This window comes from Paraburkholderia sp. SOS3 (assembly GCF_001922345.1).
Taxonomy (GTDB): Bacteria; Pseudomonadota; Gammaproteobacteria; order Burkholderiales; family Burkholderiaceae; genus Paraburkholderia.
This window is the reverse complement of record NZ_CP018812.1, coordinates 2,354,479-2,375,088: the sequence shown is the minus strand read 5'-3', so window position 1 is coordinate 2,375,088 and position 20,610 is coordinate 2,354,479. Positions and strand designations below refer to the sequence as shown.

The following is a 20,610-nucleotide window of genomic DNA, read 5'->3' as shown; positions in this document are numbered from 1 at the left end:
ACTTCCATGCGCGACATGCTTCTCGTCGTCGATGTGCAGCCGTCGTGCGCGCCGCCCGACTGGCTCGTGACCGATATTCGCGCGCTCGCGAAGCGGATGCCGTCGATCGCGACGGTGGAGCGGCACGACGAAAGCCGCACGCCATTCGAGCGGCAGCTTGGCTGGCGTCCGGCGCGCGACGACGAGAGCCTCGTCGCTGCCGATCGCGTGTTCGTCAAATACGGGTACTTGCCGCCGCGCGAGATGATCGACTATCTGGTCGCGCGGCAACTGGAGCGCGTCCTCGTGTGCGGCATGCAGACCGAGACCTGCGTGCTCGGCGCCGGCTATATGTTGTTCGATGCGGGCTTGAACCCGACGCTCGTCACCGATCTGACCGTCGGCTCGTCGCTCGACCGAAGCGGCGAACTCGGCGTAGCCCTGTGGCGCCATCATTTCCGGCAACTGACGACGGTCGCTGAACTGGGCGCACGATCGCCTGGCGGTGGGGTATGACGGGCGCGCCGTGAGCCTCGTGGCTCCTTCGTAACGTTTGCCGATTGGTCCATTGCGACTGGTTCGTTGCAGCTGGTCGGCACAATCGGTTCGCTGCAACCGGTTCGCTGCAATTGATTCTCTGCACGGAGCTCGCCGGAGTGCCCGCAGATCATGCGGCACTCTGGCACACCCCCATGCAGCGTCCCATCAATGATGCGCGAATAGTCCACGTTGCGATGCCGTCAAGCTCCGGCGAGCGTCCGCTTGCGAGCTGCCGTCGCTGACGCCACCGTACGATCGCGCCGCGTCGGCAGCATCGCCATTGTTGGACGCGGTGATCGCCGTGGGCTCGGCTGCAGCGTCCCGGGCCGCTTGCGGCACGGGCCGCGCGTCGCTGACCGACGGGCGGTAGAACGGCGCCGGCCCGTAGTTGCTCGCCACAGCGGGAGCGGCGACGGTCGCCAAAGCAGCGGAAGCTGCGAGCAGGGTGGCAAGAAGGGTGGTCTTCATAATCAAACTCCAGATGTCCGGTACATAAGCCAGGGATTCGGTGCTCTGAACGCGGTGCGACGTTGCGCTCAGATCGCGTTGATCGTTACGTCGATGTTGCCGCGCGTCGCCTTCGAATACGGGCACAGCTGATGTGCGCCGTCGACGACCGCACGCGCGACTTCCGGTGCGAGCCCAGGCAGGCTCACGTTGAGCCGCGCTTGCAGGAAATAGTCGTTGCCGGCGGTGCCGAGATCGACTTCGGCGTCGACGGCCAGGTCTTTCGGCAGCACGATTTTTTGCGCTGCAGCCGCACGATTCATCGCGCCGATGAAGCATGCCGACCAGCCCGCCGCAAACAGCTGCTCGGGGTTCGTGCCGGTGCCGGTTCCAGGCGGGGAAAGTTCGATATCGAGGTTGCCGTCCGAGCTGCGCGACGCGCCGTTGCGGCCGCCGGTCGTGTGTGTCTTACCCGTGTACAGCACTTTTTCGATGCGTGACATGGAAAATTTCCTTTGTGAAATAAGAGGTTATCTCCCCGATCCACGCTTTTATATCGCATGCGATTGAATCGGATGCGTGAATCATTGTCGATGTGCGCCGCCAAGTCAAGCACTTTCGATTAAATCGCATCCGATGTATTATTCGGCGATGATGCGGCGGTCCTATGAACGCCGAAGAGGGGCATACAGATGACGACTTCACGAACGAACGCTGCGGCGCGCCGCAGCGACCAGCCCGCGGACCAGCAGGTCGAACACCGAACCGAGCACCGAAGCGATCGAAGCGATCGAAGCGACCCCGCGGCCGACGCGTCCGATCCATCGACGCAGCGGCTGGCCGACTATCTGTGTTTCGCGGTCTATTCGGCCAATCTGGCGTTTGGCCGTGCATATCGGCCGATTCTCGACGAACTCGGTCTGACATACACGCAATACATCACGATCATCGTGCTGTGGGAGATGGGCAACGTGACCGTCGGCGCGCTGGGCGAAAAGCTGTTCCTCGAATCGAACACGCTGACGCCGATTCTGAAGAAGCTCGAGGCGATGGGCTATCTGCGCCGGCAACGCGATCCGTCGGACGAGCGCCAGGTGCTCGTGAGCCTGACCGAAGCAGGTCGCGATCTGCGTAAAAACGCGTTCGGCAGGAATCTCGTCGAGGCGACCGGGTTGAGCAAAGACGAATTCAAAAAGCTGCAGAAGTCGGTGAGCGCGTTGCGCGACAACCTCATCCGGCACGCGCACGACGAGTGACGGAGTTCATCACAGAGCCGTCGCCGCTACGCCTGTCGCGACGCACAGCGCGACGATCGCCAGCGGCGGCGCATTCCAGCGCACAAGCAGCACGAATCCGAGCGCGGCGACCGCGAAGTCGATCGGCGTGTGAACTGCGCTCGTCCAGACCGGCGAGTAGAGCGCCATCGCGAGCAATCCGACCACCGCGGCGTTGACGCCAGCGAGCAGCGCCGCCACGGCGGGTCGCGCGCGCAACGACTGCCACCACGGCAGCGCGGCGATCACGAGCAGCATGCCGGGCAAGAAGATCGCGACTGTCGCGATGAGCGCGCCCGTCCAGAGGTGAGGCTGTAACGTCGACATCCAGCCGAGGTACGCAGCGAATGTGAAGAGCGGACCGGGAACAGCCTGAGCGGCGCCATAGCCAGCCAGAAAATCGTTTGACGCGACCCAGCCGGTCGCGACCGTTTGCTGTTGCAGCAGCGGCAGCACGACATGGCCGCCGCCGAACACGAGTGCGCCCGATCGATAGAACGCGTCGAACAGTTTCAACGCCTGGCTGTCGTGCGAACGCGAGAAGGCGGGAAGCACAAGCAATAGAACGCAGAACATCAGCAGGGCGATCACACCGGCCGCACGCGAGATGCGCAGCCGCGCGTCAGGCGCGGGCTGCTCGTGTCGGGATCGATCGAGCGCGGCCGACGAAGATGACGATGACGGCGTCGCCGCGCGGCACAGCGCGAGGCCGAGCAGCGCACCGACCACGATCGCAATGAGTTGCGCATACACGTTGCCGGTCAGCACGCCGATCACGGCCATCGCGCATAGCGCAATCGCGGCGCGCCGACGATCCGGACACAAGCGTCGCGCCATATCCCAGACCGCCTGCGCGACAACCGCCACCGCGACGAGTTTGAGTCCATGCACGAGGCCATCGCCGAGGCCGCCCGAAAGATGCGGTGCAAGCACGGCGAAGCCGAGCAGCAACAGTACCGATGGCAACGTGAAACCGCACCACGCGGCGAGCGCACCGAGCCACCCGGCGCGCAGCAAGCCGATCGAAAAGCCGACCTGGCTGCTCGTCGGTCCAGGCAGAAACTGACAGACGCCCACGAGATCCGAGTAGCGCTGGTCGTCGAGCCAGTTGCGTCTTACGACGAACTCGCGACGAAAGTATCCGAGGTGAGCAATCGGCCCCCCGAAGCTGGTCAGCCCAAGCCGCAGAAATACGGCGAGCACTTCGAGTGCGGCACGTGGTCGCGCGCGTGGCGCGGACGGAAGCGCAGAGGTGTTCATATGTCGATAGCCGGAACGGCAAGGTTCGTGGTCGTGCCGCCGCTAAACGGTGGGCACGCCATGATGCCCGAAACGCATGGAGCGTGTCGGGTTGCCGGCATCAGGTATCGCGGGGGAGCTCCCTTTCACCTGGAAGTGGACGCAGTATCGCCGGTGCTTGTGAAGGCCGCGTGTCAGTCGCGCAACTCGGTCGTCGATCGCAAGCAATGCTTCCTGTCGCGCCATATTTAGCTCAACACATCTCACACACCCATCACGCATCGCAGGCGTCGCGCCGCGCGCGAATAGCAGCAACGATATTGACTGTGCACCAGGGAAATCACTTTAGAAAAAAATACGGTCCCTCAGGAGCGGCAATGTCCTCCACGCCGGTACCGCTTGCATGCAGAACGAATTATTTGTCAGACCGTAAACCGAATCGGCACAAGCACTTGCGGATTAAAGACCGCTAACTGATTAACCAGGAATGCTAAGCACGGTCATCCAGGATATGTATTTTTTTCGAATGGAGCTGCCACAGGCGAGTCATCTTTCTCGACCACGCTTGCCCCTGTTTTCAGCCGCCGTTCCCTCCCCACTCATCAGGATGATTGACGAACATGACATCGAATAGCCGTCGTGATTTCCTGCGTGCGGCTGCGCAAGCCGCCGGCGCAGCCACCGCTCTCGGAGCATTTCCGGTTGGTATTCGCAACGCATTGGCTATCCCCGCGCACAACGCAAAAGGCACGATCGAAGACGTCGAGCACATCGTCGTGCTCATGCAGGAGAACCGTTCTTTCGATAACTACTTCGGCACGCTGCGTGGCGTGCGAGGCTTTGGCGACTCGCGGCCGATTCCGCTTTCCACCGGCAAGCCGGTGTTCTATCAACCGGCGCCGAACGCAGACGGGTATGTCCTGCCGTTCCGTCCGAATCTGCCGAACCTCGGCTCGCAGTTCGTGGTGGACCTCGATCACGGCTGGATCGGCACGCACGATGCATGGAACAACGGCCGTTACGATCAGTGGGTGCCCGCGAAGTCCGCGACGACGATGTTCTACATGACGCGCGAGGACATGCCGTTCCATTACAGCCTCGCCGACGCGTTCACGGTTTGCGACGCGTACCACTGCTCGGCGATGACGCCGACCGATCCGAACCGCTACTACATGTGGACCGGCTGGGTCGGCAATGACGGCAGCGGCGGCGGCCCGGTGATCGACAACGCCGAAGCCGGCTACGGGTGGAGCACGTTCCCGGAAAAGCTGCAGGCGGCGGGCGTTTCCTGGAAGGTCTATCAGGACATCGGCAACGGTCTCGACGCCAAAGGCGCGTGGGGCTGGACCGACAATCCGTTTATCGGCAACTACGGCGACACGTCGCTGCTGTATTTCAACCAGTACCGCAACGCGCAGCCGGGCAGCCCGCTTTATCAGGCGGCACGCACGGGCACCAACGTGCTGCAGGGCGGCGGTTATTTCGACATCCTGCTTAACGATGTGAAGAACAACACGTTGCCGCAGGTCTCGTACATCGTCGCGCCGGAGGCATTCTCCGAACACGGCAACTGGCCGCCGAATTACGGCGCGTGGTATGTCGACCAGGTGCTGCAGGCGTTGACGTCGAACCCGGAAGTGTGGAGCAAGACGGTGCTGCTCATCACGTACGACGAGAACGATGGTCTCTTCGACCATATGCCGCCGCCGTATGCGTCGTCGACGCCGGACACGGGCCGCTCGACCGTCTCGACGGCCAATGAGTTCTACGCGGGCGCGGGCGACAATCAGCCCGGTCCGTACGGTCTCGGGCCGCGCGTGCCGATGCTCGTCGTGTCGCCGTGGTCGAAGGGCGGCTACGTCTGCTCGGAAGTGTTCGACCATACATCGATCATCCGCTTTATCGAGAAGCGCTTCGGTCGCCACCACGACCTGCACGAGCCGAATATCACGGCGTGGCGCCGCGCGGTCTGCGGCGACCTGACTTCGGCGTTCGATTTCCGCAACCCGAACGGTCACGTGCCGGCACTGCCGTCCACGTCGTTTCCCCCGGACCAGAACCGTCATCCGGACGTCGTGCCGGCGGTGCCGGGCGCGCAGTCGCTGCCGAAACAGGAGCCGGGCGTGCGGCCCGCACGCGCACTCGACTACGAGTTCTTCGTGCGCGGCGACGTGAGCGGCGGCGGCAATGCGTTCCGTCTGCACCTCACGAACACGGGCAAGCTCGGAGCGAACTTCCTCGTCTATTCGGGCAACGTGCAGGACCTGCCGCGCAGCTATACCGTCGAAGCGGGCAAAGACCTCGCCGACCAGTTGATGCTCGCAGCGAACGGCGGCTACGACTTCTCGGTATTCGGACCGAACGGCTTCCTGCGCCGCTTCGTCGGCAAGGTCGATTCGAGCGGACGTCACCAGAGCGGCAGCGTGGAAATCAAGGACGGCTACGACGTTGCGAACGGCAACCTGCAGCTGCGTCTGAAAAACGATGGCCGCGACGCTTGCACGTTCAAAATTTCGAGCGCGTACGACTCGCATGTCCAAGGTTCGCTGCATGTGCGCGGCAACGACGCAAACACGGTGATGGTCGACTTGCGCAAGTCGTTCGGCTGGTACGACCTGACGATCACGGTCGACACGGACAGCAACGCGCAATGGCGGATTGCCGGCCACGTGGAGACGGGGCGCGACAGCGTGTCGGATCCGGCGCTCGGCGGCTAGGCACAGGCGAACCGGCTGGCGCCGCGCGGGCCGATTCGCCTGCGCGGCGCCGGCCGCTGAATATTTCGAGGAGACCATCGTGCCGCGAGCGTCGATCAGGCCGCACGTTCTTGCCTTGTTGATTACCGGTGCATTGTTGAGCGCATGCGGTGAACGCGGCGACTCGACGGCCGCGCAAACCGGCGCTTCCGACCCGACAGGCGCCGCGTCCGAAAATACCGCCGCCGCCGGTCGCTACGACAACAGCGGCAACGACAACAGCGACGGCGGCAACGGCACGCCGACGGGTCTCGCGCCCGCGCCGTGGGCGATGTCCGCGCCGCAACCGGCATCGGACGGGCTGCGGCCACCGGTTATTCATACGGTGGACTAGCGCTATACGATGGCGTAGACCCCTGCCGCGGCCTATCGGCCGCTGTGCGCTTGCGCACGCATTGCACATCCGCGGCTTCGCTTGCATCGATGAGCGCCACTCGCGCGCATCTGATCCAACTTCAATACCGCATCCGGCAGGTGCGCCATCAGGCGCACCGCCGTTCGTGCGCGTCCGTGCTCATTCGATGGTTGCAGTTTGCCGATAAGTGACCTGGGCAGTGCCGGATCAGGCATTCGTGACACTGATAAGGTCGTGTCACCGAGCCCTGGAATATTCTCCCCGCATCGATTGTTATGAAAACGACAACTCCCTTTTTGCCGTCGCCCGGCTTTAGACACGCGTGCCGCGCAAAGACGGTATGCCTGCTTGCTGTGCGCGCTTCGCCGATAGCGAGAAAGGCGCGCATTGCGGCTGCACAGCTATCGAAAAGGGACGTTTCTCTATTTTGGAATCTTATGTTTCCTTTTTCAGAACGTGCGCAAAAGTCAGGCGCTCACAATGGCCGGCGTGAGCGCGTATGCCGCTCGAAACGCATCGTCGATAAGGCCATCACGCATCTATGGGCACTATTGCAAAAATATTGATCGTCGAATGGGACACGTCGTGCGCCGAGATCTTGTGGAACGAGGTCAGGCTCGCAGGCCACGAACCGCTCGCCGCATTTTCCGTCGAGCGGGCTGCCATGCTGATCGAGCAGGAGCATCCTCAGGCGGTCCTGCTGCGCTGGAAATTGCCCGACGCATCGGGCGTGTCGCTGATCAATGATTTGCGCACGCATTCGGCCACGAGCCGCATGCCGATCATCGTGCTCGGCGAGGAAGACGGGGGCGAAGACGAATGCGTCCGCGCGCTCGATGCAGGTGCCGACGATTACGTGAAAAGACCTTTCGGCGTTCGCGAACTGATGGCGCGCGTGCAGGTCGTGCTGCGGCCGATCGAATACCGGGAAGTGCGCCGCCGCGTGGCTGTCGAGACGCTGACAATGGACCTGGATGCGCGCCGCGCGTTTGCGCGAACGGCGCAAGACCAGCACGAAGTCGAGTTGCAACTGGGCCCGACCTGCTACCGGTTGCTGCGCTTTTTCGTGGAGAACCCGTACAAGGTGCTTTCACGCAAGGACATCATCGAAAACGTGTGGTTCGGTTCGTCTGTCAAGGAAGGCATTGTCGACGTCTATATCAAGTCGCTGCGGGAAACGCTCGAGCCGCTGCGCAACAGTCTCGTGATCGAGACGGTGCGCGGCGCCGGATTTCGCCTTTCGTCGGTCGTCGATGTGGCGCGTGGCCCGGAACTGCAGCAGGAACAGCGGCCGGTCGGCTCACCGGCCAGTGCCCCGGTCGCGCCGCCGGAGCTGCCGCCGCGCAAACGCCCGCCGGCGGCCGGCGATCGGCCGCGCAACGGGGTGGCCGCACCCGCCGGCGGCGCTTTGCGCGAAGAGCCGGTGCTCGTGTCCGACTTGAGTGCGGCGGTCGAGAAGATTCGTCACCTGCAGGCACTGCTGCAACGAAAGACGGAGGAGAACCGGTTGCTGCGCGATGCGGTTGACGGCGCAAGCGGCAAGCCGACGTCGCCGCGTGTGCTCGCCTCGACTGCGCACAAAAACAGAAGATGACGACGAAATTACGCTAACAGATTATATACAGTCAATTACTGATTACTTTAACAAAACCCGTCGTATCGACACGCATTTGTCACGCGGCTAGCAAGCAGTTGAATTACTATTCACCGGCTTGATTAAGAAATTAGCCCTTCCCTATAATGCGTTCATGACAGATACGTCCGCCACAGCGCCATCCAGAAGCCGGGGACGCCCTCGCGAATTCGATATCGACGCGGCGCTCGACAAGGCCGTGGCGGTATTCTGCGAGCGCGGCTTTTACGCCACGTCGATCGTCGATCTGACCAACGCGATGGATCTCGCGTCAGGCAGTGTCTATAAAGCGTTTAAAGACAAACAGGCGGTTTTCATCGCCGCGTTCGACCGCATGCAGGCCACGCGCGACGAATCGTTGCGGCGCGCCGTCGAACCAGGCCTGCCGCCGCGCGAGGCGATTCATCGCGTGCTGATGTTCCATGCCGATGCATCGTCGGGGGCAGCGGGCAAACGTGGCTGCCTGCTGGCCGGCAGCGCGATGGTGCTCGGCACGTTCGAGGCCGATGTGGTCCAGCGCGTGAATACAGGCTTTCGCAAAATCGAAACGCTGATTGCCGCGCTGATTCGTGCGGGGCAGAAAGACGGTTCGATATCGAAGCGCGTCGACGGCGAAGCGACCGCGCGCCTCATGCTCTGTGCGATGCAAGGCATGCGCGTGATCGGCAAGACCGGCCGTACGCGGGCGCAGATGCGGCAGACGGCCGATCTCGCGATGAAGCTGCTCGATTGACGAGCATGATGCGCCCGCCGGACGAAGATGCGGCCGGGCGCGATCGATACCGCGCGATGTTCGCGACGTCCTTCAGTTGACGTTCTTCACTGCAGCCATTTGCGCACGTCCTTTTCCCAATCGGGATCCCCGCATCCGGACGAATTCTCCGGTCCCAGCACGGTGATATAGCCGCGCGTCTTCATGCACGACTCGTACGCGCGCAGCTGCGTGCAACGTCCTTGCCCCGAGTTGCGCGACACGGTCTTGCATTCGGCGATCGAGTGGTCCATCGGACCGAAGTCGAGGTCATCGGCGCGCGTAAGCGAAGGCGCGTCGGCGCCCGACAACGAAAATTCAACGGGTGCCGTGCTGGAGCAGGCGGCAAGCGAGACGGCCGCCAACGCGGCAAGCGCAGCGGCGCTTCGTGCGAAAAACGGGCCTTTTCGTTCAGTCATTGTGCGTTCTCCGGTTTCGATGGCGTGGGCGCGGGCTTCGAGGTTGCACGTTGCGAAGCCTGGAGGTCACGAGCCGTCGGGATATCGAGGCCTCGGGTCGATGCAGTCCGGCTCGCCACTGAGGCGCGCCGACGCGCCACTGTACCAGCAGTCCGACCCGCGCCTATGCGTACGAACATTGCTTCGTTACAAAACGCTTGGTATTCGATTCGCGAAACGTTATGTTTTGTGTGCGCGGCCGCCTCGCAAGACGACTTCCGGCCCGTTCGAACGAACAGGGAGGCAACGTGGACGGCCAGACGCTCGCCGCGAGCATCGACGCCGCACATGCAGCACTGGACGAACTCGCGGCCAAACCCGCCGCACGGAATCGCAGTGATCGATCGGCCGATGTGCTGCCTGGGAGATAGAGGAGAGGCATCATGAAAAAATTCATCAACCGCGTCGACGATTTTTTATCCGAGAGCCTCGCCGGCTTCGCCGCCGCGCACGAGGATCTCGTCGAACTGAACGCCGACCCCGTCTACGTGCGGCGCAAACGCACGACACCCGGCAAAGTCGCGCTGATTTCCGGCGGCGGCTCGGGTCATGAACCGTTGCACAGCGGTTTCGTCGGTTACGGCATGCTCGATGCGGCATGTCCCGGCCAGGTGTTCACGTCGCCGACGCCGGACCAGATGATGGCCGCGGCGAAGTCGGTCGAGACGGGCGCCGGCGTGCTGTTTATCGTGAAGAACTACTCGGGCGATCTGATGAACTTCGAGATGGCCGCAGAGATGTGCGAAGTGCCAAACGCAACGGTGATCGTCAACGACGACGTCGCGGTCGAGAACTCGAGTTTCACGACAGGGCGCCGCGGCGTCGCGGGCACGGTGATCGTGGAGAAGCTCGTGGGCAGCTTCGCCGAAAGCGGCGCGACGCTCGAGCAATGCAAGGCATTCGGCGAGCGTGTGGCAAGGCGTATCGCCTCGATGGGCGTGGCGTTTTCGAGCTGCACGGTGCCGGCCGCGGGCAAACCGACCTTCTCGCTCGGCGACGACGAAATCGAAATCGGCGTCGGCATTCATGGCGAGCCGGGCCGTCGTCGCGCGCGCATCGCGCCGGCCGATACGATTGTCGACGAACTGTTGACAGCGATCGTCGACGAACTGAAGCCGGCCGCGAGCACGCCGTTGCTCGTGCTCGTCAACGGGCTCGGCGGCGCGCCGTTGGGCGAGTTGTATCTGCTTTTCAATTCGGCCAGGGCGTGGCTGCAGCGACGCGGCCTGAACGTCGGGCGCGTGCAGGTCGGCTCGCTGACCACCTCGCTCGAGATGGCCGGCGCATCGCTCACGCTATGCTCGCTCGACGACGAAATGACGCGGCATTGGGACAGTGCGGTGCACACACCGGCGTTACGGTGGGGGCGGTAGAGCGGAAGAAAGGCGTTGCGCGGGCGCTGCTTGAAGTAGTGCTTCGCGCGATAGGCGCGTTACATTTGGTAAGCATTTCTTACCGGCGCCCGACGCGGCGCACGCGATGCATTGCGCAACGCACGTCCCGCGCGACATGCCGCCTGGACGTGCCCGGATAAGCGAAAATATCCAGTAACGATCCGGTAACTCATGCGGGGTCCGATTTCGTCTAACGTTGCTGTATTGAAACTACTTTAAAACCTGAACCGGTATGAGTACCCGAACCCGATCCCTCACCGTCGCGCTGCCGGTCATTGCCATTGCACTCGCGCTGGGCGGTTGCGCCGTCGCGCCGCCGAGCGGTCCGAGTATCGTCGCGCTGCCGCGCAAGGGCGAGCCGCTCGCGCAGTTCCAGCAGGATGATTACGCGTGCCGCGACTATGCGTTTCACTCGAGCGACGCGCAGGGCGCCTCGCAAGGGGCGACGCAAAACAGCGTCAACAGCACCGCGCTCGGCACGCTCGGCGGCGCTGCCGCAGGCGCATTGCTCGGCGCGGCAGCCGGCAACGCAGGCGTCGGTGCGGCGATCGGCGCAGGCAGCGGGTTGCTGCTCGGCAGCGCGGTCGGCGCAAACGGCGCGACCTATGCAGCCGGCGGCTTGCAGGCGCGTTACGACGCCGCCTACGCCCAATGCATGACGTCGAAGGGCAATACGATCGCGCAGCCGCAAGCGCCGGTGTATGCGCCGCAGCCGTATTACTATGCGCCGGCGCCGCGCTACTATGCGCCGCCCGTGATGTACTCACCGTACCCATACTACTAATGGGCTAACTGACGGCGGCGTAATGCGCCGCCGTCTAATCCCAAATGGTAATTGACACGATTCGCGTAATTTTATTCAGACGGCCATAGTTGGCTTTTATTCAAAAATACAGCATTCCGTCTTTTACGCCATTCTTCATTTTCTCTGGTTCGATGAAAACGCCGGCGATCCGCCAAGCGGGAAAAACAGGAAATCGTTCGACATATTTCCTTTGCGCAGCCGATGCTGGCCGACCCTCTGCGTCCCCACCGATACGCCCGCCAAGCCTTGGATAGCGCGAATTCGTAAAGAAAACGTAAATTTTCCGGCGTGCAGAAGAAGGCTCCCAGCAATGAAAAATTGCAACACATTCAGCCTATTGTTTCAGTTGCCTCATCAAACGGACGATTGCCGTAACGAATGCTTTTAACAAGCAAGAAATTTGACGCAATTGGCATAGCGTGACTGCCGCTGCCTGTGTAAGCTCTTGCTGCGTCGTTCAATCTGGCAATAACGGCGTTGTCTAAAGCGGAGCAATACGCATGAATGCGGTCTCGAATCCAGCTGTCTTACGCGCGCTCGTCACCCGGGTATGGTCGTTTGCTTATCGGGTTACCGAGGATGTTCCGCTCGCGGAAGCAATGGTCGCCAATGCGTGCAATGCCGGCGTGGAGGCCGGCCGCGCCGAGGCGGGCTGCGCGGTGGGCGAACGCGAGACGCTCGTGCGCATGCTGGCCGCCGCGCATAGTGTGCTGCGCAGCGGCTCCGCTTATGAACGCTACGAGCGTTCGCGCCGGGCGACGCGCAATTCCTCGTCGGGATCAGCGCGCCGCCGCATACGCAATGCGGACGTACATTCCAGAATTCTTGCGGAGTTCCGCTCGCTTGCGCCGCCCGAGCGGGCCGCGCTGCTGCTTTCCGAAGTCGAAGGATTGACCTACGAGGAATCGGCGGAAGTGCTGGGGGTATCGGTCGATCGCGCAAGGCTCGCGCATGTCGCCGTGCGTCTGAAGCTCGGGCGCGCGTTCAACGAACACGGCTCGAAGCCGCCGATGTCCGCGTCGCGCTAGGCGCGATCAGAAGCGTTGTTCGGCCATACCGGCCAGCGCTCGAATTTCGTTCTGCGGTCGTCCCGCTCTTTTGCGGCCCGCCGGCGGCGAGTATCAAGCGCGCAATCGAAGCGCGCAATCGCGCGCAGGTCGTCGAGCGATGCGTGGATCGTTCGCGGCACGACCGGATGGTCGAGCGCGTTTTGCGTCGCCTGCACTGAACGCCGTCCGTCGATCGCGCGCCGCTTTGCAAGCGGCGAGACAACCTGCGCAGTGCGCGGCACCGATGCTGCAGACATGGCATCATGGCGGCACCTGGCGCCGCGGCGCCGTCCGTGCGCCGCAGAAAGCGCCCCGGGGACGCCACGTTTGCGCACCATCGCTGTGCAGTCTGCCGCTGTGCACCCGCGCGTTGCACGCCTCTCCCATTCATCGAATCGCAAGGATCGCATCGGATATGGACGAATCTGTTGTTGCTCTGTCGGCCGTCGAGGCGCGACGCATGATCGGCAATCGCGAGCTCTCGCCGGTCGAGCTGCTCGACGCATGCATCGCGCGCATCGAAGCACTGAACCCGGCGGTGAACGCGATCGCGGCAACCGATTTCGACCGTGCGCGCGACGCCGCGCGCCGGGCCGAGCAGGCGGTGCTGCGCGGCGAGACGCTCGGAGCGCTGCACGGCTTGCCGATGGGCATCAAGGATCTCGAGGAAACCGCGGGCCTGTTGACCACCTACGGCTCGCCGCTTTACCGCACGCATGTGCCGCAGCAAGACCACGTGCTCGTCGCGCGTTTGCGGGCCGCCGGCGCGATCGTCGCCGCGAAGACCAATGTGCCCGAGTTCGGCGCGGGCGCGAATACGCGCAACGTGGTGTGGGGCGCGACCGGCAATCCGTTCAATCCGTCGCTGAATGCGGGGGGCTCGTCGGGCGGGTCGGCTTGCGCGCTCGCCACCGACATGCTGCCGATGTGTACCGGTTCGGACACGGGCGGGTCGCTGCGCATTCCTGCCGCGCTGTGCGGCGTGGTCGGGCTTCGTCCGTCGCCGGGGCTCGTGCCGAACGATCGCCTGCCGCTCGGCTGGACGCCGCTTACGGTGGTCGGCCCGATGGGCCGCAACGTCGCCGATACGCGGCTGCAGCTTGCGGCGACAGTCGGCCTCGAAGCGAGCGACCCGGTGAGCGTCGCGTACGACACCGCTGCGTTCGCGCACTTCAAGCCCGTCGACATCGCGACCTTGCGCGTCGCTTATACCGAAGACTTCGGCGTGGCCGCCGTCGACGACACGATGCGCCAGACGTTCCGCGCAAAAATCGCTGCGCTGTCGCGCGAAGTGAAAGTGTGCGAGCCGCTCGAACTCGACATGGGCGAAGCGGACCGCTGCTTCGACATCCTGCGCGCGCAGAATTTCGTGGCCGGTTTTCAGGACATCTACGAGCGCGATCCCGACTCGCTCGGATCGAACACACGTACGAACTACGAGATGGGCCGCGCGATGACGCTGGCCGATGTCGTGTGGGCGCACGCGGAACAGACGCGGCTGTTCCGCCGCTTTCAGCGCGTGTTCGACCGCTACGATGTGATCGTCTCGCCGACCACGCCGATCACGGCGTTTCCGTGGTCGCAGGTCTATCTCGCCGAAATGAACGGCAAGCCGCTCGCGAACTATTACCGCTGGCTCGCGCTGACCTATCTCGTCACGCTCGCCACGAACCCGGCGATTTCGTTGCCGTGCGGCACCGATTATGCGGGCATGCCGTTCGGGTTGCAGGTGGTCGGCGCGCATCGCGGCGATGCAAGACTGCTCGATATTGCGCAGTCGCTCGAAATGCTGTGGCAGCGCGATGCGTCACGCTGCCGTGCGCGTCCCGATCTCGCTAAGCTCGCGCAGCCGGTGCCGGAGCTGAAATCGATCGTGACTGCCGCGCCCGAGGTGTGATGCCTGGTGTGCGTCAAAGGCCTGTGCAAAGGAAAGCGCACACATAGACGCCGCACGTGAACGCATTCTTGCGGCGGCAGCGAATTGCCGTGGCCTGTCGCATGACGCAACAACTGTCGCCAATGCACGGCCGGCGCTTGCACCTGAGCGCACGAGGCCGCTGCATTCGCGCGACGATCGCCTACACTCGTTGACGTGCCTGTGCACGCCAAGGAGTTCACGGTGGCTCAATCCGCTCTATTCAAGCCGGCGCAGGTTCGCAACGTGACGCTCGCGAACCGGATCGTGATCGCGCCGATGTGTCAGTACTCGGCCGAAAACGGCTGCATGAACGACTGGCATCTGATTCACCTCGGGCAGCTCGCGCTATCGGGCGCTGCGTTGCTGACGATCGAGGCCACCGCGGTCGTGCCGGAAGGCCGGATCACTTACGGCGACCTCGGTCTTTACGACGATGCGTGCGAAGCGGCGATGCGCGACACGCTCGCGCACATCCGGCGCTGGTCGAACATGCCGATCGGCGTGCAGCTCGATCACGCGGGGCGCAAGGCGTCGACCGAAGTGCCGTGGGCCGGCCGGCTGCAGTTCGCGCCGGGCCAGCCGAACGGCTGGCAGACCGAGGCGCCGTCGGCGATACCGTTCGATCCGGGCGATCATGCGCCGGTCGCGCTCGACCGCGGCGGACTCGAGCGCGTGCGCGAGGCATTCGCCGCAGCCGCGCGCCGCGCCGCGCGGCTCGATCTCGACCTGATCCAGTTGCATTGCGCGCATGGCTACCTGCTGCATCAATTCCTGTCGCCGCTCTCGAATCGGCGTACCGACGAATACGGCGGCTCGCTCGAAAACCGCATGCGCTTTCCGCTCGAAGTGTTCGACGCGGTGCGCGCCGCATTTCCCGATGAGCGACCGGTCAGTGTGCGCGTGTCCGGTACCGACTGGGTGGAAGGCGGCTGGGACATCGAGCAGACCATCGCCTTTGCGAAGGCAGTCGAAGCGCGCGGCTGCGACGCGATCCATGTATCGAGCGGCGGCTTGCATCCGGCACAGAAAATTCCCGTGTCCGCGGGCTATCAGGTGCCGCTTGCGCGCGCAGTGAAGGCGGCCGTGCGCATGCCGGTCATCGCGGTCGGCCTGATCAGCAACGCCGAGCATGCCGAAAGCATCGTCGCAAACGGCGATGCCGATATGATCGCGCTCGCGCGCACCGTGCTATACGACCCGCGCTGGCCGTGGCATGCGGCCGCGGAACTCGGCGCGCAGGTGTGTGCGCCGAAACAGTATTTGCGTGCGCAACCGAGCCGCTTCAAATCGCTGTTCGGCGACGCGCGCATCGTGCGCCCGGAGCCGATGTGGACCGAGGCCGACGAGTGCCTGCTCAGCATCGAAGACGAATAGCGGGCTTCAGATCAGCGGCTCGATGCGGTGTCGGGTACGCGGCGTGCGTGGCGCACATCGACAACCTGCACGTGCCGTTATTTTTTTGCACGCAGGAAGGAATCATGCAAGCCGTGCGTAGTCGAATCGTGCTGCGTGCGGCCGGGCCGGCCGCGCGCAAGCTCGATGAATCGACGAACAAGTATGGAACGCCTGTTTTTGACGCGCGTACGCGCAATAGAAAAGATCATGGTGCGCCGGCGCATCGTTTCCGATGCGCTCGACGACCGGCACGTCGCGAAAGCGGACACATTGCGTGCGGAGCTTGCCGAGCTCGAGCGCCTGCTGCTCGACGTACGCGCGGGGCGCGCAAGCGAATTCGTGCTTCAGGACGATGCGGCCGCGCTGCATTGCTTTGTCATGCCGGACTGAGCGCAGCGCTCCGGCAAGGTCAGTGTTTCGTGCGCCGCGCGACCGAGCCCGTCCGCGCTCGCCGTATCGTTCATGTTCGCGCAACGCATGCGCCACTGATGCGGCGTTGCGCCTTCCTGGCGGCCGAACACGGTCGTGAAGTGCGACTGCGTCCGAAAGCCCACGTTCAGCGCAACGTCGATCATGCTCATCTGCGTGGACGCGAGCAGCACCTTGGCGCGCTCGATGCGCCGCCGCATCACGAAAAGACGCGGTGACGCGCCTACGGCCGCGCGAAAGCGCGCGGCGAAATAGGTCGGCGACAGGCCAACCGCGTGGGCCAGCTGCTGCAACGAAATCGACTGATCGAGATGGTCGTCGATAAACGTGACGGTTCGCTGCAGGCGCCAGTTCTCGAGCGCCGGCGTTCTGCCGGGCTCGGGCTGACCGGAGCGGGCCGGCTGCAGCGCGATGCCGAGCGCACGGGCGGCAATGGCGCGCGCTACCGCGTCCGCGCATGCGCGGCTTGCCGGGTCCGGACTATCGAGCGCTTCGACGAGCACATGCATGAGCTGGCGAATCACGCTGTCGCGCATGAACGGAAAGCACGTCTGGTGCGCCTGCTGTGTGCGCATCGCAAGCGCGGGATCAGAGCATTGCGCCACGTATCGCGCCGACAGATAAATATGGAGGAAGTCGGACGGTGCATGCGCGCGATATTCGATCTGCGTCGCGGGCGCGGTAACCTGCACCATGCCGCGATCGATCGGACCGTCGTGCAGCACATCGCCATTCGACGACAGGCGCATGAGCGTCGGGCGCAGCGCGAGCGCGATCACGTAATAGCCTTGCGGTCCGAGCGCGTTGCCTTCGCCTTCGGCGCTCGTCGTCCAGCGCGCCAGCACGATCGCGTGCTCGCCGCGCAACGCGGGCGCGTCGGCGCGTTCCTGCGGCATGCTGCGCCAGCTCGCTTCATGGCGCAGCGGCGTGCGCGCCCGGGCAGCCGGCAACAGTGGCGTGCGCATGCCGCTGTCCGCTGCGGCGAGATTCGAGGACTCTACGGATAAGGATATGAACGACGACATCGCGGATCACCTCGTCATGGAGGACGGAACTACGAGCAGGTCATGTCAGATGCGGCCGGGCATGCGAACGGGCCTGCGCGCTGCCCGTTCCGGCGCGAGACCCACGAAAAATACTAAACGCCTCGAACATAACGTCGGTCGCGTCCACTGAACATCGTACGGTGGTGTCCAATCAACAAATCACAGTCTGCGGTACTTATACGAAGGTATGCCCCTGCGATGCCCGTCATGCCCACACGCGCGCGACTGCTCGCCGTTGCTCGTGTCGAAGTGCGGGGCGCCGCGATCTGGCCGCGCAAAAAATGGATCGGTGTGCTGCAGAATGAAATGCGCCTGATCGCTCGTCGGGCATTTCGGAAAAGCACGGCTCGATACGCGAGTGTCCGGGCAGTTGTAACGCCGCTTGCGTATTCGACAAGATCGTCGAAAGATGGCTTGCCGGTCGTTCAAGCGTCCTGCTTGAATGCCGGCAGCAGCAGCGGGTATGCGGCAACGGCAGGCACTTTCTGGAGCGATCGACATGAAGATCCTGATTGTTTTGACCTCGCACGACAGACTCGGCGACACGGGCAGGAAAACCGGCTTCTGGCTTGAAGAACTCGCGGCGCCTTATTACGTATTCAAGGACGCAGGCGCGGAACTGACGCTTGCCTCGGTAAAGGGCGGCCAGCCGCCGCTCGACCCAAAAAGCAACGAGCCCGAGTTTCAAACCGATCTGACACGCCGTTTCGAAAAAGACACGGAAGCGACGAACACACTCGCGAACACGCACAAGCTCTCGACGATGTCGATGGACGACTTCGATGCGGTGTTCTACCCCGGCGGACATGGCCCGATGTGGGACCTCGCCGAAGATAAAGACTCCGCCGCGCTGATCGAACGCGCGATCGCCACGGACAAACCCGTGACGGCCGTGTGTCACGCCCCGTGCGTTTTCAAAAATGTCAAAGGCAAGGACGGCAAGCCATTCGTTTCGGGACGGTCGGTAACGGGCTTTGCGAACAGCGAGGAAGAGGCCGTGCAATTGACGAAGGTCGTGCCGTTTCTCGTCGAAGACATGCTGAAGGAAAAGGGCGGCAAGTATTCGAAGGGGCCGGACTGGGCGCCTTATGTGATCGTCGACGGTCTGTTGACGACGGGACAAAACCCGGCGTCTTCAGGTCCCGCTGCCAAAGAACTGCTCAAGCAGTTCAAGCGCTGAGTTGCCGCCGGCATCGCATCGTTAGAAGGTCGAACAGTTGGCCGTTGCCGCGGATCGTCAGGCGATCTCGCGCAGCGGCCTTTTCCTGTTGGGCATGCGTCGTTGCGCAGCGCCGCCCCATGCGATTTGTCTAACCTGTTTGACGCACGATCGCCTCTGAAAGAGTAAGCTTTACCTCAATGCCATGATGGCGGCTCAGGCCGTGCATGTCGGCCTGGCAGTCCACTCGAAATCCTGCGCTTTTAATCCTGAATTCAAACGAGGCTCTTTCATGAAAGCATCGGATCTGTTCGTCAAATCGTTGGAAGCGGAAGGCGTCGAATACGTGTTCGGCATTCCCGGAGAAGAAAATCTGGACCTGCTCGAATCGTTGCGCCGTTCGCGTATCAAGCTGATTCTGACGCGCCACGAACAGGCCGCGGGTTTCATGGCGGCGACCTACGGCCGTTTGACGGGGCGCACGGGAGTCTGCATCTCGACGCTCGGCCCCGGCGCGACGAACTTCGTCACGGCGGCCGCGTATGCGCAGCTAGGCGGCATGCCGATGCTGATGGTCACGGGGCAGAAGCCGATCAAGTCGAGCAAGCAGGGCCATTTCCAGATTGTCGACGTCGTGCGCATGATGGAGCCGCTCACGAAGTACACGCGCCAGATCGTATCGATCGGCAATATCCCGGCGTCGGTACGCGAGGCGTTCCGTCGTGCCGAAGAGGAACGCCCCGGTGCGACGCATCTGGAACTGCCCGAAGACGTCGCACATGAAGAAGGCGACGGCAAGCCGATTCCGAAGAGCTACAGCCGGCGGCCGGTGGTCGAGGAAAAGGCGGTCGAACGCGCGGTCGAGGCGATCGCTGCGGCGAAGCACCCGCTGCTGATGATCGGCGCGGGCGGCAACCGCAAGACCACGTGCAACATGCTGCGCGAATTCGTCGATCAGGTCGGCATTCCGTTCTTTACGACGCAAATGGGCAAGGGCGTGATCGACGAATCGCATCCGATGTGGCTCGGCAATGCAACGTTGTCCGATGGCGACTTCGTGCATCGCGCGATCGATCACGCGGACTGCATCATCAATGTCGGCCACGACGTGATCGAAAAGCCGCCGTTCTTCATGCGCGGCGCCGATGTCGGCGACAAGACCGTTATTCATGTGAATTTTCTCGGCGCCGAAGTCGATGCGGTGTACTTCCCGCAAATCGAAGTGGTCGGCGACATTGCGAATGCGGTGTGGCAGTTGAAAGAGGCGCTCAAAGGGCGCGGCGAGCATTGGGATTTCGCGCGCTTCACCGAGATCAAGGCGCACTTCGACGCGCATCTCGCGAAGGGCCAGCACGACGAACGCTTTCCGATGTACCCGGTGCGCATCGTCAACGACGTCTACGAGACGATGCCGCAGGACGGCATCATCTGTCTCGACAACGGCATGTACAAGATCTGGTTCGCGCGCTACTACCGCGCGCACGAGCCGAATTCGCTGCTGCTCGACAACGCGCTCGCGTCGATGGGCGCGGGTTTGCCGTCGGCGATCGCGACGAAGATCGTGCATCCGGAGCGCAAGGTGATGGCCGTCTGCGGCGACGGCGGCTTCATGATGAATTCGCAGGAGCTCGAAACAGCGGTGCGGCTCAAGCTCGATCTCGTCGTGCTGATCCTGCGCGACGACGCGTTCGGCATGATTCGCTGGAAGCAGGAAAACATGAATTTCCCGGACTATGGGATGACCTTGTCGAATCCGGATTTCGTCGACTACGCGAAAAGCTATGGCGCGCATGGGCATCGCATTGCGTCCGCGGCCGAATTCGCACCGCTCGTGCGCGATTGCTTCGCGACACGCGGCGTGCACGTCATCGATCTGCCGATCGACTACTCTGACAATGAGCGCGTGCTGAATCGCGAGATCAAGCGGCTGTCGGCGCAGCTTTGACGCAATGTAGCGGACCCGCGGCACGTAGCTTGCTCGGC

At 63.2% G+C, this 20,610-nt stretch carries 20 protein-coding genes; 14 read left to right on the top strand and 6 right to left on the bottom strand.

The features are described from left to right. The first annotated feature begins 6 nt into the window (after nucleotides 1-6). On the top strand, nucleotides 7-495 hold the full coding sequence (locus BTO02_RS30730; RefSeq protein ID WP_075160772.1) for a cysteine hydrolase family protein: 489 nt from the start codon (nucleotides 7-9) through the stop codon (nucleotides 493-495). Between the two features lie 189 nt (nucleotides 496-684). On the opposite strand, the gene BTO02_RS30725 is transcribed toward BTO02_RS30730, so the two are convergent. Continuing rightward, nucleotides 685-987, bottom strand: a complete 303-nt coding sequence (locus BTO02_RS30725; RefSeq protein ID WP_075160771.1) for a hypothetical protein — start codon at nucleotides 985-987, stop codon at nucleotides 685-687. Nucleotides 988-1,055: 68 nt separating this feature from the next. After that, nucleotides 1,056-1,469 carry an organic hydroperoxide resistance protein gene (locus BTO02_RS30720; RefSeq protein ID WP_075160770.1) on the bottom strand — a complete coding sequence of 138 codons (414 nt, stop codon included), beginning with the start codon at nucleotides 1,467-1,469 and terminating at the stop codon, nucleotides 1,056-1,058. A 189-nt stretch (nucleotides 1,470-1,658) separates the two neighbouring features. On the opposite strand from BTO02_RS30720, the gene BTO02_RS30715 reads away from it, so the two are divergent. Continuing rightward, entirely contained in the window at nucleotides 1,659-2,222 is a 564-nt protein-coding gene (locus BTO02_RS30715; protein ID WP_083615463.1) for a MarR family winged helix-turn-helix transcriptional regulator, read from the top strand. A 9-nt stretch (nucleotides 2,223-2,231) separates the two neighbouring features. On the opposite strand, the gene chrA is transcribed toward BTO02_RS30715, so the two are convergent. Then, on the bottom strand, nucleotides 2,232-3,500 hold the full coding sequence (gene chrA, locus BTO02_RS30710) for a chromate efflux transporter (protein WP_075160769.1): 1,269 nt from the start codon (nucleotides 3,498-3,500) through the stop codon (nucleotides 2,232-2,234). A 599-nt stretch (nucleotides 3,501-4,099) separates the two neighbouring features. Here chrA and BTO02_RS30705 point away from each other — a divergent pair. The 4 genes from BTO02_RS30705 (at nucleotide 4,100) to BTO02_RS30690 (ending at nucleotide 8,956) form a co-directional block, all read left to right on the top strand. Continuing rightward, nucleotides 4,100-6,196, top strand: a complete 2,097-nt coding sequence (locus tag BTO02_RS30705) for a phosphocholine-specific phospholipase C (RefSeq protein WP_075160768.1) — start codon at nucleotides 4,100-4,102, stop codon at nucleotides 6,194-6,196. Nucleotides 6,197-6,275: 79 nt separating this feature from the next. After that, nucleotides 6,276-6,569 carry a hypothetical protein gene (locus BTO02_RS30700; RefSeq protein ID WP_075160767.1) on the top strand — a complete coding sequence of 98 codons (294 nt, stop codon included), beginning with the start codon at nucleotides 6,276-6,278 and terminating at the stop codon, nucleotides 6,567-6,569. A gap of 562 nt (nucleotides 6,570-7,131) precedes the next feature. After that, nucleotides 7,132-8,184 (top strand): winged helix-turn-helix domain-containing protein, encoded by a 1,053-nt coding sequence (locus BTO02_RS30695; protein WP_075160766.1) that lies wholly within the window; start codon nucleotides 7,132-7,134, stop codon nucleotides 8,182-8,184. A 154-nt stretch (nucleotides 8,185-8,338) separates the two neighbouring features. After that, nucleotides 8,339-8,956: a TetR/AcrR family transcriptional regulator gene (locus BTO02_RS30690; protein WP_075160765.1), complete on the top strand. Its 618-nt coding sequence runs from the start codon at nucleotides 8,339-8,341 to the stop codon at nucleotides 8,954-8,956. Between the two features lie 86 nt (nucleotides 8,957-9,042). Here BTO02_RS30690 and BTO02_RS30685 read toward each other — a convergent pair whose 3' ends face one another. Continuing rightward, nucleotides 9,043-9,393, bottom strand: a complete 351-nt coding sequence (locus BTO02_RS30685) for a hypothetical protein (RefSeq protein WP_075160764.1) — start codon at nucleotides 9,391-9,393, stop codon at nucleotides 9,043-9,045. Nucleotides 9,394-9,815: 422 nt separating this feature from the next. Here BTO02_RS30685 and dhaK point away from each other — a divergent pair, with 422 nt between their 5' ends. The 3 genes from dhaK (at nucleotide 9,816) to BTO02_RS30665 (ending at nucleotide 12,659) form a co-directional block, all read left to right on the top strand. Further along, the gene (gene dhaK, locus BTO02_RS30675) at nucleotides 9,816-10,805 is read left to right on the top strand and encodes a dihydroxyacetone kinase subunit DhaK (protein ID WP_075160762.1); all 990 of its coding nucleotides are present in this window, start codon (nucleotides 9,816-9,818) and stop codon (nucleotides 10,803-10,805) included. 253 nt (nucleotides 10,806-11,058) lie between these two features. Then, a complete protein-coding gene (locus BTO02_RS30670; protein ID WP_075160761.1) occupies nucleotides 11,059-11,610 on the top strand; it encodes a YMGG-like glycine zipper-containing protein in 552 nt (183 codons plus the stop codon). 521 nt (nucleotides 11,611-12,131) lie between these two features. Continuing rightward, the gene (locus tag BTO02_RS30665) at nucleotides 12,132-12,659 is read left to right on the top strand and encodes an RNA polymerase sigma factor (RefSeq protein ID WP_083615462.1); all 528 of its coding nucleotides are present in this window, start codon (nucleotides 12,132-12,134) and stop codon (nucleotides 12,657-12,659) included. On the opposite strand, the gene BTO02_RS30660 is transcribed toward BTO02_RS30665, so the two are convergent. Continuing rightward, nucleotides 12,656-12,937, bottom strand: coding sequence for a hypothetical protein (locus BTO02_RS30660; RefSeq protein WP_075160759.1), 282 nt, complete (start codon nucleotides 12,935-12,937; stop codon nucleotides 12,656-12,658). The genes BTO02_RS30665 and BTO02_RS30660 overlap by 4 nt on opposite strands. A 158-nt stretch (nucleotides 12,938-13,095) precedes the next feature. Between BTO02_RS30660 and BTO02_RS30655 the strand changes: the two genes are divergently transcribed. The 3 genes from BTO02_RS30655 (at nucleotide 13,096) to BTO02_RS30645 (ending at nucleotide 16,383) form a co-directional block, all read left to right on the top strand. Beyond that, the gene (locus tag BTO02_RS30655) at nucleotides 13,096-14,577 is read left to right on the top strand and encodes an amidase (RefSeq protein WP_075160758.1); all 1,482 of its coding nucleotides are present in this window, start codon (nucleotides 13,096-13,098) and stop codon (nucleotides 14,575-14,577) included. 222 nt (nucleotides 14,578-14,799) lie between these two features. After that, nucleotides 14,800-15,972 (top strand): NADH:flavin oxidoreductase/NADH oxidase, encoded by a 1,173-nt coding sequence (locus BTO02_RS30650; RefSeq protein ID WP_083615552.1) that lies wholly within the window; start codon nucleotides 14,800-14,802, stop codon nucleotides 15,970-15,972. Nucleotides 15,973-16,155: 183 nt separating this feature from the next. Beyond that, a complete protein-coding gene (locus BTO02_RS30645; RefSeq protein WP_075160757.1) occupies nucleotides 16,156-16,383 on the top strand; it encodes a hypothetical protein in 228 nt (75 codons plus the stop codon). On the opposite strand, the gene BTO02_RS30640 is transcribed toward BTO02_RS30645, so the two are convergent. Beyond that, nucleotides 16,338-17,387: a helix-turn-helix transcriptional regulator gene (locus BTO02_RS30640; protein WP_075160756.1), complete on the bottom strand. Its 1,050-nt coding sequence runs from the start codon at nucleotides 17,385-17,387 to the stop codon at nucleotides 16,338-16,340. The genes BTO02_RS30645 and BTO02_RS30640 overlap by 46 nt on opposite strands. Nucleotides 17,388-17,967: 580 nt before the next feature. Between BTO02_RS30640 and BTO02_RS30635 the strand changes: the two genes are divergently transcribed. Both BTO02_RS30635 and BTO02_RS30630 read left to right on the top strand, forming a co-directional pair. Further along, nucleotides 17,968-18,648: a type 1 glutamine amidotransferase domain-containing protein gene (locus BTO02_RS30635; protein WP_075160755.1), complete on the top strand. Its 681-nt coding sequence runs from the start codon at nucleotides 17,968-17,970 to the stop codon at nucleotides 18,646-18,648. Nucleotides 18,649-18,919: 271 nt separating this feature from the next. After that, entirely contained in the window at nucleotides 18,920-20,572 is a 1,653-nt protein-coding gene (locus BTO02_RS30630; protein ID WP_075160754.1) for an acetolactate synthase large subunit, read from the top strand. The last annotated feature ends 38 nt before the right edge of the window (nucleotides 20,573-20,610 follow it).